This window comes from Sorangium sp. So ce693, assembly GCF_051521375.1.
Taxonomy (GTDB): Bacteria; Myxococcota_A; Polyangia; order Polyangiales; family Polyangiaceae; genus Sorangium; species Sorangium atrum.
This window is the reverse complement of the sequence record NZ_CP150347.1, coordinates 9,522,623-9,534,894: the sequence shown is the minus strand read 5'-3', so window position 1 is coordinate 9,534,894 and position 12,272 is coordinate 9,522,623. Positions and strand designations below refer to the sequence as shown.

General features: G+C 73.2%; 8 protein-coding genes. 3 read left to right on the top strand and 5 right to left on the bottom strand.

Annotated elements, in window-relative coordinates; translation table 11 throughout:
- Nucleotides 1-35: 35 nt before the first annotated feature.
- Nucleotides 36-1,706, bottom strand: coding sequence for a hypothetical protein (locus WMF14_RS35645; protein ID WP_437793429.1), 1,671 nt, complete (start codon nt 1,704-1,706; stop codon nt 36-38).
- 387 nt (nt 1,707-2,093) lie between these two features.
- Here WMF14_RS35645 and WMF14_RS35640 point away from each other — a divergent pair, with 387 nt between their 5' ends.
- Nucleotides 2,094-3,140, top strand: coding sequence for a glycosyltransferase family 4 protein (locus WMF14_RS35640; RefSeq protein WP_272095537.1), 1,047 nt, complete (start codon nt 2,094-2,096; stop codon nt 3,138-3,140).
- A 24-nt stretch (nt 3,141-3,164) separates the two neighbouring features.
- Here WMF14_RS35640 and WMF14_RS35635 read toward each other — a convergent pair whose 3' ends face one another.
- From WMF14_RS35635 to WMF14_RS35625, 3 genes are all read right to left on the bottom strand, one after another.
- Complete coding sequence (locus WMF14_RS35635; RefSeq protein ID WP_437793426.1) at nt 3,165-4,202, bottom strand: hypothetical protein; 1,038 nt, start codon at nt 4,200-4,202, stop codon at nt 3,165-3,167.
- Between the two features lie 359 nt (nt 4,203-4,561).
- Entirely contained in the window at nt 4,562-5,182 is a 621-nt protein-coding gene (locus WMF14_RS35630) for a TonB family protein (protein ID WP_437793424.1), read from the bottom strand.
- A 59-nt stretch (nt 5,183-5,241) separates the two neighbouring features.
- Nucleotides 5,242-7,572, bottom strand: a complete 2,331-nt coding sequence (locus WMF14_RS35625) for an ArnT family glycosyltransferase (RefSeq protein WP_437793422.1) — start codon at nt 7,570-7,572, stop codon at nt 5,242-5,244.
- Nucleotides 7,573-7,691: 119 nt separating this feature from the next.
- On the opposite strand from WMF14_RS35625, the gene WMF14_RS35620 reads away from it, so the two are divergent.
- On the top strand, nt 7,692-8,453 hold the full coding sequence (locus WMF14_RS35620; RefSeq protein ID WP_437324431.1) for a Uma2 family endonuclease: 762 nt from the start codon (nt 7,692-7,694) through the stop codon (nt 8,451-8,453).
- A gap of 22 nt (nt 8,454-8,475) precedes the next feature.
- Here the strand turns inward: WMF14_RS35620 and WMF14_RS35615 are convergent, their stop codons facing one another.
- Entirely contained in the window at nt 8,476-10,056 is a 1,581-nt protein-coding gene (locus WMF14_RS35615) for an ATP-binding protein (protein ID WP_437793420.1), read from the bottom strand.
- A gap of 412 nt (nt 10,057-10,468) precedes the next feature.
- Between WMF14_RS35615 and WMF14_RS35610 the strand changes: the two genes are divergently transcribed.
- On the top strand, nt 10,469-12,265 hold the full coding sequence (locus WMF14_RS35610) for a hypothetical protein (protein WP_437793418.1): 1,797 nt from the start codon (nt 10,469-10,471) through the stop codon (nt 12,263-12,265).
- Nucleotides 12,266-12,272 lie beyond the last annotated feature (7 nt).

Sequence of the window (12,272 nt, the reverse complement as noted above, 5' to 3'; positions counted from 1 at the left end):
GCCAGCGCTGGGCGGCGGCGCGGCACGCCGCGCCTTCAGGGGCAGGGGAGGGTGTTGGGCCTGCGAGGGGTCGGCGCCGCCGCCCCGAAGCGGCGGCCGTCGCGGAGGCCGTCGGCGCAGCGCTGGATCGACTGCGTCTGCGACAGCGCGGAGGTCGCGCCCTCGCTGACCTGAACGCGCCCCGGAGCGCTGGAGATCAGCGCGTTCAAGAGCTGCGTGTCCTCCTCGGCCGCCGGTCCGTAGACCACCGCGTCGATGAGGCGCGCCGCCGTGGCCGGCGTGGACGTGGGGAACTCCGCGGGCAGCGCCTGGTACAAGGCGACCGCGTCCGGGCCGTTCTGCAGGGTGTTGGTCGGGAAGACGAGGGCGGGCGCGGGTACGACGCCGCTGTTGCCGACGAGCAGGAGGCCGCCCACGTCCGTCGTCGCGTTGAGCTCGATCGCGCGGTAGGAGCCGTCCGTGGCCCCGTTGTAGAGCACGAGCGTGTAGCCGGCGAGGTTCACGTACCGCCAGCCCGCGCTGATCTCGATGAACTCGAGCACGTCACTGCTGTCCGCCGTGTCGGCGTCGATCTCGTTGATCTGGAGCTGGATCACCGTCACCGGGAACGACGTCCACCGCGCCCCCGGCCGGTTCACGACGATGTCCATCGAGCCGATCGGCGTCTCGTTCGAGAGCGCGGGGATCGTGATCTGCGTGTCGGAGTCGACCGTGAAGGGCTGCGGCGTGAAGCCAACGGTCACCCCCGTCGCCCCGGTGAAGCCGGAGCCGGTGAGCACGAGCGCGCCGCCGACCGCGATGACCGGATAGTCGACGGACGTCACCCTGGCCGGCGCTCCGCACGGAGGGCAGGAGCTGCCGCCGCAGTCGATGCCGCCCTCGTCGCCGTTGCGCAGGCCATCCTCGCACGAGGCGACCTGGCAGACGTAGTTGATGCACACCTCGGTCGGGCAGTCCGTGTCGACGAGGCACTGCACGCAGACCCCGGCGGGGTTGCACAGCCCGCCGTCGGCCCGGGAGCACCAGGTGCCGGTCTCGACCGGGGCGTTGATCGGCGAGCCGCCGCGGCAGGAGTCGACCGTGCACTCGCTGTGGTCGTCGCGCACGTCGCCGTCGTCGTCGACCTCCGTGACTGCGCCGTCACCGTCGCAGACGCGTTCGCGGCAGTCGCCGTCCACCTGCACCTTCACGGACGTCCCCGAGGCCACGGGCTCGGTCGTGCATCCACCGTCGGTGCACCTCGCGATCGCGCACTCGCTGTCGGGCGCGGGGCAATCGGTGTCGCCGGTGCACGGGACGCCGCCCCCGCCGCTGCCGCCGGAGCCGTCGCTGCCGCCCGCTCCGCCGCCCCCGCCGGGTCCCTCGCTGCCGCCTGCTCCGCCGCCGCCGCCTGCTCCGCCGCCGCCGCCTGCTCCTGCGTCGCCGCCGTTGCCACCGTTGCCGTCGACTCCGCCGGCGCCACCGTCGCTTCCGCCGTTGCCACCCCCGGAGCCACCATCGCCACCGCCGGAGCCACCGTCGCCACCGCCGGAGCCACCGCCGCCGTCGCTGCTCCCCCCGCCGTCATTGCCGCCGGAGCCACCGATGCCGCCCCCTCCGCCCGTGCCTCCCTGTCCGCCGCCCCCTCCCGTGTCCTCATTGATGAGGCCGCGATCGGGCATCGTCGCCATCTGGCAGCCCGCGGTGGCCACCAGCGAAATGCTCAACGCGAGCGCGGATCCGTAACGATTCGATCTCGAAGTCATTGACCACCTGTGTGCAGATTGGCTGGGGCGCTCGGGCTCTCGACGGTCCCCGCGCTGCCCCGCGCGCAGGAGCGAGCGGGAGGGCGCATCCTAGACGCACGGGACGCCTGAAGAAAGCGCCGCACCGCCGCTCGTTGGTTCGGATCGCGCTGGCCTGGCGGGCGCCGCGCTGCGCGGCGCTGCGTCTGCTGCGCAGCAGCTGTCCTCGCGCGCTCCCTCGGCCGGGCAGGTGGAGAGCAGCCCGCTGGCATGCTCGTTGATGGGTCCCGGTTGCGGGTATGCGCTCCGCTGCGAGCGGGGGCGAGCATGGCGCCCCGGTCGCGGCGCGGCGACCGAGGAGCAAAGAGCATGCGGATCGCGATCGTCTCCACCCCGTTCATCCGGGTGCCCCCCTCCGGGTACGGCGGGACCGAGCTGTTCTGTCACGAGCTGGCCGAGGGGCTGTCGGCGCATGGACACGAGGTCACGCTCTTCGCGACGGGAGATTCGGTGGTCACCTGCCGTCGCCGGTCCCTCTACGGGAGCCCGATCTGGCCCCCGATGCCGGAAGACGAGGTCAACCACGTCGCCTGGGCCTTCGTGGAGATCGCGCGCGAGGACGGGTTCGACGTGATCCACGTGAACAGCCCGATCGCCGTCCCGTTCACCCGCTTCGTCCGCGTCCCGGCGGTGCACACCCTGCACCACGCGCCCTGCGGCGAGAGCTCGCGCATCTACGCGCGCCACCCGGAGGTCGCGTACGTGGCGATCAGCGCGCGGCAGCGCGCCCTGGAGATCCCGCTGCCGCGCTCGTGCGTCATCCATCACGGCGTCACGCCGGCGCGTTATCCGCCGAGCCTGAGCGACGAGGGCTACCTCGCGCACCTGGGCCGTTACGCCGAGGAGAAGGGGACCCACCTGGCGCTCGACATCGCGAGGGCCGCGGGCCTGCCGATCAAGCTCGCGGGCCGCGCGCACCCCAAGGACCAGATCTATTATCTCCAGGAGGTCGTCCCGCGCCTCCGGGAGAGCGGGGTATCGGATCTCGGGGAGATGGGCCACGACCGCAAGGTCGCGCTCCTGCGCGGGGCCCGCGCCGTCCTCTGCCCGCTCCAGTGGGAGGAGCCGTTCGGGCTGATCGCCATCGAGGCCATGCTCTGCGGCACCCCGGTGCTCGGCTTTCGCCGCGGTTCCTTTCCCGAGATCGTCGACGAGGGCGTCACCGGCTACCTGGCGCCGCCGGGCGACCTGTCGCGCCTCGCCGCGCTCGCCGCGGGCCTGGCCCGCTTCGATCGCGCCGCCTGCGCGCGCCGCGCGCGCGAGCGCTTCAGCAGCGCCGTGATGGTGGGCAAATACGAGGAGCTCTACCGGACCGTGACCGGCCCGCGGCGCGCCGAGGGCTCCCGGGCCGCGTGATCGATGCGCGGAAGATCGAGGGGCTCAGTTGACCTGGGGTGGGATGGCCACCTGGCACTCGTTGGCCGGCGTCATCCATTTGATGGCGTTCAGCCAGAAGCGCTCGACCTGATACTCGGGATGATCGACCCACTCGCTGTTGTAGGTGATCCACTCGTCGCCCCAGACCAGGACCCGGCCATTGCCGACCTCCAGCGCCTTCAGCACGTCGTAGCCGTCGCCGGTCGCCAGCGTGGTGCCCTCGCCGACCACCGGGTAGCCGGTGTCCACGCCGACAGCCTCGATCCCGTCGAGCACCGGGTGCCCTCCGCTCCACTCCGTGATGGGGACGGTGGCGCCGCCTCGCCTCGGGAGGATCTGCTCTTCGCCGTAGCTGACGCCGAGCGGAGCGAGCAGCGTGTTGACGTTCGCGCGCTCCCTGGTCTGGCCGTACCCGATCAACGTCATGAGGCCGCCGCCCTTCGAGAGCCAGTCGCGGAGCGCCTCGACCTCGGCGTCCGAGTACGTGCGCCCGATGTCGCTCACGTCCTGGATGACGATGACCTGGTGCTTCGCGAGCTCCTCCGCGGTGAGCTCGGCGTCGTTCAGGCCGACGGCACCGTTGATGCTGCGCTCGTTCAGCCAGGACTCGAAGACGTCGCCGTCGCCCCACCGGCCCGGTTTGCCCAGCGTGGCGATGCGGAGGCAGTCGCAGACGCCGTCGCCGCCGACGTCGACGTCGTCGACGATGCCATTGCCGTCGTTGTCCAGGCCATCGCAGGTGTCCTCGGTGCTGGGCGTGCCGCTCCCCGAGCTGCTGTTGCCGCTGCCGGCGCCCGTGGTCAAGCCGCCGAAGTCGTCCCCGCCGGTGCCCGCGGCCGCGCCGCCGACGTCGTTTCCGCCGCTGCCCGCGCTGCCCACGCTCCCCGAGCTCCCTGTCGTGCCGCCGCTGTCCCCGGCGCTGCTGGGGCCATCGTCGCTGGAGCACGCGGCCGCTTGCAGCGCCGCGCCGATGCACGCGACGCGCAGCAGATGTCCGACCGGAACCCGACCGAAGGACGACAGGCGAGATCTCGATTTCATGGCTCTCTCCAAGAGGTCAAGCGTTGATGGCGGCGGACCCGGCGAGCCGCCGAAAGCACCAGAGCGAGGCTTCATAGTGTCTTCCCGGCGGGGCATTGCGCAACGCGAAATAGCGGTTCTCATGACAGACACTTTGGTCGGCAGTGTGTGCCATGGCCTCTCGGTGTGACGTCGCACCGTGAAGCATTGTAAATTTCAACCCCGACGCGGCCTTCGACAGAGCTCGCGCCCAGGACCTCGTCGTCCAAGTCCATCCATGGTCGCGCGCCTCCGGCAGGCCCCCTCCCAGGGGGCCGGGCAGTTCAGCGAGACCTCACGCCCGACCGGAAGTCCCTGTCCTCGCGCGGCCAGGGCTCCCCTCAGGGTTGCACGAGCTCGACGCCGCTGAACTCGATGGGAAAGGTGATGACGGTCGTGACCCCGCCCTGGGGCGCGGGGAACTGCATCTTCTCGAACGTATCGGCCACGCAGCGATCGACCTGCTGATTCTTCGCGGTCGACCTCACCACGTCAGCCTTGTTCACCTTGCCGGTCGGGCCGATGGTCGCCTTGACGGTCACCTTCCCCGTGAACTTCGGCGAGCTCTTGACGCCGATCTTGTAGCACTCGTCGAACAGCTCGCCGTGCTTCTCCACGACGTCGCGGACCTGCGATTCGGAGATGTTGCCCCCCAGCGTGCCGGTCGCGGTGGCCTGGCCAGGCCTCACGTTGCCGTCCGGTCTCCCGGTGGCCGGCGGCGGCGGGGCCGCCTCGACCGGCGTGGCCGCCGCGGGGGCCTGCGCGTCCGGCGGGGGCGCCGCGGGCTTCGGCGCCGGGGGGGCCGAGGTCTCCGGCTCCGGGGACGTCGAGCCGGTCGGCCCTTCTGACGCGGGCTGCGCCGGCGACGCGGGCTGCGCCGGCGACTGGGCGGCTGGCGGTGGTGCGCCGCAGCCCGCGGCGAGCGCGAGGATCAGAACCAACCCTGTTCGGCGAGAGCTCATGCCCGAAGGTAAAACCGGAACGCGGGGCCTTGTCCACGGGGATAGCGGCGCGTGCCCGCTCATCGCAGCCGCAGGACCTCGACCTCCGACGCGCCGCCGCGATCCACGAGCTTCGGCGCGCGGCCGCGCTCGCGCGCCGTCAGGGACGCCCAGAACACCTCCGTCCCTGGCCGCTTCCGGATCGGCACCGGATCGGCATAGAGGAAGCCTGCCCTCCAGCGCTGCGGCGAGATCGCCGTCGGCAGTCCGACCTCGCGGACGACCGGGTCCGCCATCGTCGTGGACAGCGGGGCGCGCTCGACGACCCGGGAGCGCACCGCGAGCGCCACGTCGCTCGCCGCCGGGCCCCCCGCGCGCACGAAGATCGTGAGGAGCGAGCGGGCGCCCTCGTGGAACGTCGTCCCGAGCAGCTCCGTGCCGTCGTCGAACCGCGCCCCGATCGGCGCGAGCGCGGCGCTGATCTCCCCGAAAATCGCCGCCGCGCGCGCGCCGTCGCCTGCGGCCAGCGCCATGTTGTGCGCGATCCGCTTCTGCTCCAGCGTCTCGGGCGGCGCGGCCGGCGGCTCCGCCGGCTGTCCGAAGTGCGTGCGGAGCTCCCACGTGAGGAACGGATCCGGCACAATCTCGCGCTCGGGCTCTGTGCCCGAGACGAGGTACCAGGCGAGGAGCCCCGGCTCTCGCTCGCGGAACGAGAACGCCTCGATGCCGCTCGCCGAGGAGGTGCGCGCCCCGTCGCCCGCGCCGAGCGCCCAGAACGGGCCCACCGCCGTCACGGCGAAGCGCTGCGCGAGGCTCGCCTGATCCCGATCGAGCATGAACCGCGCGTCCACGAGGTAGGCGCCGCGCGGCGGGGCTTCCTTCGGCGGGGGTCGGTTGGGCGCCACGACGCGCCCGCCGAGCGCCCAGACCTGGGCCCAGGTGGCCTTCATGCTCTCGTGCATCGCGACGGGCGCGTCGGTCGGCGTCCCCGGCAGCCTCGGCGCGAGCCATCGCAGGAACGCCGTCTTCGCCCCGTCGGAGTCGATGAGGTGCCCCCGCTCGTTGAAGCGCCCGCCCGTCTCGCGCGCATAGCGCAGCGCCGGGATCCCGTCGCGCAGGATGGCGGCGAGCGGCACGAGCCACAGCGCGAGCGCGGCGAGCGCCGGCCCCCCTGGCGGCGTGGCGAGCGCCGGCCCGCCTGACGGCGCGTCGAGCGCCGGCCCGGCCGACGGCGTCGCGATCCGGGCGGCTCGCCGCGCGGCGGCGGCGCGCTCCAGGAGCAACGCGCCTGTGTCGACGAGGGCGGCGGCGGCGAGGGAGAAGTAGGCCGCGAAGTAGTGCGGCCAGAAGATGTGGATGTCGGCGCCTTGCCGGAAGACGACGTACTGCACCGTCGCGGTCGCGAGGTAGAGCAGCGGCAGCGCGTCGTGCTCGCGCCGGAGCAGGGCGAGCCGCGCCGCGCAGACGATCGCGGCGAGCTTTCCGGCGGCGATGGCGATCGGCGTGAACGAGAGCTCGAGCCAGTACCGCCGGCTCTCGAGCACCTTGCTGAGCGGCTCGGCGTTCCCCGAGGAGCGGAGCCCGTAGCTCGTCAGGAGGTCGCCGAGCTTGCCGGCCTGCTGGAAGAGGGCCAGGTAGAGCGCGGCCGTCAGCGCGGCGATCGAGGCGGTGAGCACCCACCACGCGGCGTAGCGCCGCTCGGGGAGCGGGCCGAAGACGCGCCTCGGGAGCAGGTAGGCCCGGATCGCGCCGAACGCGAGCAGCCCGCCCGTGAGCACGAACGCGGGCCAGTCGGCGTGCATCCCGAGCGCGAGCCCGAGCGCGCTCACGGCGAGGTAGCGGCGCCTGGACGTCTGTAACAGGCGGACGTAGCCGAAGAGCCCGAGCAGCGTCCAGGCCATGACCGGGACCTCGAGCGCGTTGAAGTTCGCGAACGACAGCGTGATCGGCAGGACGACGAACGCCGCCGCCGCGGCGGCCCCTGCGGCGGGGCGGTAGATGCTCCGGCCGAGGGCGTAGAGCAGGGGCGGCGTCGCGGCGCTCAGCAGGACGGCGGGCAGACGGCAGACGACGTCGTGCCGCCCGAGGACCTTCATGAACGCGGCCGTCGTCCAGAAGATCCCCCACGGGTGGTGGCAGTAGTACATCCCGGGCGCCGGCCGGCTCGCTGTGTACTCCCAGACGGGTCCGGGGATCTTCCAGCGGAGCATGTTCTCCGCGATGATCCCGACGCTCGCCGACGACGCGTAATGTCCGGCGAGGACGGGGCCGAACATCTCCCACGCCGCCGCGAGCGCGAACCACGCCGTGGCGAGCGCGGTGACGGCGAGCGCCGCGCGGGCCTCGCGGCGGGACGCGGCGGGGAGGCCGCGCAGGTCGGTCGGATGGGGGGCGAGGCGCGGGGGCAGCAACGTGGGCGCAGCCTATCGCGTCGGCGGCGTCGCGCGGGCAGGTGCAGCGCCGAGGAGCGGGCCCCGCGCGCCGCAGCGGCGCGGGTCGATGCGCGAGCCCCGGTCGGGTAGGATGGGGCATGTCGACCGAGGCGCACAGGCAGGTCCATCGGCGGGCGCACCGTGACGGCAAGGAGCGTGATCCGACGTTCTATCCCGTAGAGAAGAAGATGGGGGAGGACTCCCTTCAGACGTGGATCGTGGAGCTCCTCCGTCCTCTCATCGAGCGCTGGTACGAGGCGCTCGGTCGGCCGAGGTTCGTGGGGGCGGACCAGTTCATCTATTATCGGCAGTTCGATCCTTCCAAGGTCGTGGCCCCGGACGTGTACGTGCTGCCTGGCGTGCCGCCGGGCCGGCGCGTGCGGAGCTGGAAGGTGTGGGAGACGGGCATCGCCCCGAGCTTCGCGCTCGAGGTCGTCTCGTCCGACGAGCCCTACAAGGACTACGTGGACGCGCCCGAGCGCTACCGGGAGCTCGGGGTGAAGGAGCTCGTGATCTTCGATCCCGACTGGGAGCGGGGCCGCGATCGGGTGCGGTGGCAGCGCTACCGGAGGCTGAAGACGCGCGGCTTCGTCCGGGTGGAGACGACGAACGTCGACCGGATCCACGCGCGCGTGCTCGGCTGCTGGCTGCGGGTGATCGGCGCCGGCGAGGAGGCGCGCCTCCGGCTGGCCACGGGGCCCGAGGGCGAGGAGCTCTTCCCGACCGCCGCGGAGGCGGAGCGCGCGGCGAAGGAGGCGGAGCGCGCGGCGAAGGAGGCCGCGCTGGAGCGCGTGGCGGCGCTCGAGGCCCAGATCGCGAGCGCCGCGGGGGCGAGGGGCAAGGGACCCGGGGCGCCGTGAGCTTCGCGCGGCCCGCGGCCGTTCAGGCCCGGAGCAGCGTCACCTGCCGGCCGGACGGCGTCCGGGCCTCCTCGATCCGCGTGCGTGCCTCGACGTCGCCCGCCGCGGCGCGGCGGTCGAACAGCACGAGCACGCCCTCGTCGAGGCCGAGCTGGGCGAGGTAGCCGTCGAGCTGCGCGAGCCCCTTCGGCGTGGGATCCTTCTCTCCCTCGCGCCAGACCTTGAGCTCCAGCGCCGCGCGCTGCACGGCGCGTGACCCGTCCGGCGCGCGGTAGGGCCACCGGACCAGGAGGTCGATCCGCCCCCGGCCGAGGCCGTACTCCCGCTCGATCAGCCCGCCGCCGTTCACCACCCGCTGCAGGAAGGCCATCAGCACGAGCTGCGGGGCGACCTCGTGGTAGCCGAGGTTGCCGGAGAGCGCCTCGCCGTGCTCCCTCCAGAAGGCGGCGAACTCCCGGAGCAGGCGCGCGACGTCGAGCTGGCCGTCGGGCAGCACGAAGCTCCTCGGCTCGGCCAGGATGACGGGCTCCACGTCGCCGGCGAGCACGCGGGCGATGACCTCGCGGTAGATCGGGTTCGCGATGCGCGCGGGGTTGTCCGGCGCGATCAGCCCGAGATCGCGAGCGTACTGGAGATCGTCCTGGTAGGCGTCGCCGACGATCGCGAGCGTGCCCGAGAGGATGGGCTCGAGCACGCGACGGACGCGCGGCTCGTGCAGGCGGGCGACGAGCGAGTCGAGGTGGGTGGCGCGCGCCAGGATGAGGCGCTCCTTGGCCGTCTCGACGTGCGCCGTGGTGATCGGCTCGCTCGCGGGCACCGCGAGCTCCTCCACGATCTCGCGGGCGAGCGCGTTGACGAGCCACGGCTGCCCGGCCGTGAGCGCGATGGCCCGCTCGACCGCTTCTTCAGCAAAGACCTGGCCGGTGTCGGCCGTGTGTTGGGCGTAGAGCTCGCGCACCTCGCCGGGGTCGAAATCGCCGAGCTTGAGGGACTTCAGCTTGACGTTGAACGGGCTGGCCGTCCCGAGGCGGCCCGGGTCGCCGCCGCTCGCCGCCTTGTACTCGCGCACGTCGCGCAGCCCGCAGAGCGCCACCGCGGCCGGAAAGTCGGCGGGGCGATCGGGAAAGCCGGCGCGCAGCTGGCGCAGCACGCTGAGGAGGCTCTGGCCTCGCAGGGCGTCGATCTCGTCGAAGAGCAGCGCCAGCGGCCGCGGGCAGGCGCGGGCCCAGGCGCGCAGCGCGATCTCGACGCGGTTGCCCTCCGGGGCGTCGGGGAAGGCAGGCGGATGCAGCGCGGGGGGAAGGGTGAGCTCGGCGCGCGCCCGGAGCGAGCTGAGCAGGATGCGCTCAGCCGCGCCGTAATCGTCGCCTGCCGCCTCACCCGCCTCGCAGGAGAAGTGCAGCGCCGCCCAGCGGCCGGAGGCGGTGAGCTGATCGGCGAGCGCGCGGAGCGCCGTGGTCTTCCCCGTTTGCCGTGGCGCGTGGACCACGAAATAGGCGCCTTGCTCCACCAGGCCGGGCGCCTCGGGCAGGCGCCGCTCGGCCGGGATCATGTAGTGCAAATCGGGGCGGCAGGGGCCGGCCGTGTTGAAGCGGCGTGCCATGCGCGCAGCTTGCGTCCCGGAGCCGGGTGGCCGCAAGGGCCGCGCGGCGGGGTTGGCGTGGCGGCGCTGGCGTCGCCGAGGTGGAGCCGGCATATCGCGACCTCTGCGCGAAGGCATCCGAGGCCCTGGGACCGGTTCCAGAGCGACCGAACCCCCTCGGGGAGGGGGAGCCAGCACATCGTGACCTCTCCAGGTGGGCACCCGAGGCCCCATGTTCGGTTCCAGATCGACCGAACCCCCCTCGGAGAGGGAGCCGGCACATCGCGACCTCTCCCGGCGGGCATCCGAGGCCCCATTGTCGGTTCCAGATCGACCGAACCCCCCTCGGGAGGGGGAGCCGGCACATCGCGACCTCTCCAGAAAGGCCTCCCGGGGCCTCGGTTCGGTTCCGAGATGGTAGCTTCCCGCCACCTTGGGTACCCCGTCCCCTCCGGCGGAGCCTCTGGCGGCGCCCGCTCCCGAGCGCCGCGCGCCCTCCAGCCTGCTCCGCCGCGGCGCGAGCTCCGCGCGCCGCGCGCTCTCCGGCCTGCTCCGCCGCGGCGCGTGTCGACCGCGCGCCGCGGCGCGTGTCGGCGGCGCGCCGCTCAGCGCGGCGCTCGCCCTCGTCGTCGTCGCCGCGTCCGTCTATGTGATCGCCGTCCCGCTCGCGGTCGTCCGCTATCCGCCGATGACCGATCTCCCGTTCCACGCGGCCGAGACGGCGGCGTTCAGGCACTACCTCGACCCGGCGTGGCACTTCCGCGAGCAGTTCACGCTCCAGCCGCTCGCCGTCCCGTACATGTCCATGTACGCGCTCGGCGCCCTGCTGATGCTCGTCCTCCCTCCCGTGGCCGCGGTGAAGGTCGCGGCGGCGGCGATGCTCGCGCTCCTGCCCGCGGGCCTCGCCGTCCTCTTTCACGGCCTGAAGCGGAGCCCGCTCCTCGGCGTCCTCGGCCTGCTCCTCGTCTGGTGCAACCTCACCCACTGGGGCTTCCTCAATCACATGGGCGCGCTCGGCCTCTTCGCGATGGTCGTCGGCCTGACGCTCCTGCTCCTCGATCGCCCCTCGCGCGGCCGGCAGATCGCGCTCGCGCTCGCGCTCGTCGCCCTGTTCTTCACGCACATCTTCCGCTTCCCGTTCGCGCTCGCCGCCGTCGTCGGCACGGCGATCGTCGTCTTCCCGGCGACGCGGCGGCTCCGCCCCATCGCGCTCCCGCTCGCGCCCTCGCTGGCCCTCTTCGCGGCGTGGCTCGCGGTCAGGACCGACACGCTGCACGCGGCGCCCATCGCGCCCGCGCTCCACTGGGAGCGGCTCCGCGAGGTCCCGTCGCTCCTCTTCACGAGCTTCACCGATCCCGCCGAGGCGGCGGCCGCCGGCCGGGCAGCGCGCTTCGTGCTCGCCGCGCTGCTCGTATGCGCCGCCGGCGCCGCCGCACGGCTCGCCGGCGCCAGCGCGGCGCGCTCACCCGCAGGCGCCAGCGCCAGCGCCGACGCGGCGCCCGCAACCGCCAGCGCCGACGCGGCGCCCTCACCCGCGACGGACGCGCCGCAGCTGTCCTTCGCGCGCCTCGCCGCCCTCGTTCCGGTCGCCTGCGCGGCCGTGTTCCTGGGCCTGTTCCTGACCCTGCCGCTCCAGATCGGCCTCTGGTGGTACGTCTACCCGCGCGAGATCGTCGCCGCGCTGTTCCTGGCCCTCGGCGCCTTCCCGGACCTGCCGCGATCGCCCTGGCTCAAGGTGCCGGCCGTGCTCGCGCTCTCGGCCGCCGCGCTCTCCCTCGGCGCCGTGGTCCGCGACAACTACCGCCGATTCGACCAGAGCACGCGGGACTTCGACGCCATCATCGCCCGCATCCCGCAGGCGCCGAGGCTGCTCTACCTCGTCTTCGATCACGGCGGTTCGACCCGGACGACGACGCCGTTCATCCATCTCCCCGCCTGGGTGCAGGCCACGCGAGGCGGCTGGCTCAGCTTCCACTTCGCCGTCTGGGACGCCTCGCCCGTCGCCTACAGGCTCCGCGAGGAGCCGGGCGCCGTCGTCCCGCCGCCCACGCCGCTCCGGTGGGAGTGGACGCCTTCGATATTCGACGTCCGCCGCCACGGCGCCTTCTTCGACTGGTTCCTCGTCCGCCGGCGAGCGGGGGCGAGTCACCTCTTCGCGAACGACCCGAGCATCGTCGCCGTCGACCACGTCGGAGACTGGTGGCTCTACCAGCGCAGCCGAGCGCCCTAGCGGGCAC

Coding starts and splice junctions, on each gene's coding strand:
- WMF14_RS35640 (WP_272095537.1), top strand. CDS start 2,094: ATGCGGATCGCGATCGTCTCCACCCCGTTCATCCGGGTGCCCCCCTCC.
- WMF14_RS35635 (WP_437793426.1), bottom strand. CDS start 4,202: ATGAAATCGAGATCTCGCCTGTCGTCCTTCGGTCGGGTTCCGGTCGGA.
- WMF14_RS35630 (WP_437793424.1), bottom strand. CDS start 5,182: ATGAGCTCTCGCCGAACAGGGTTGGTTCTGATCCTCGCGCTCGCCGCG.
- WMF14_RS35620 (WP_437324431.1), top strand. CDS start 7,692: ATGTCGACCGAGGCGCACAGGCAGGTCCATCGGCGGGCGCACCGTGAC.
- WMF14_RS35615 (WP_437793420.1), bottom strand. CDS start 10,056: ATGGCACGCCGCTTCAACACGGCCGGCCCCTGCCGCCCCGATTTGCAC.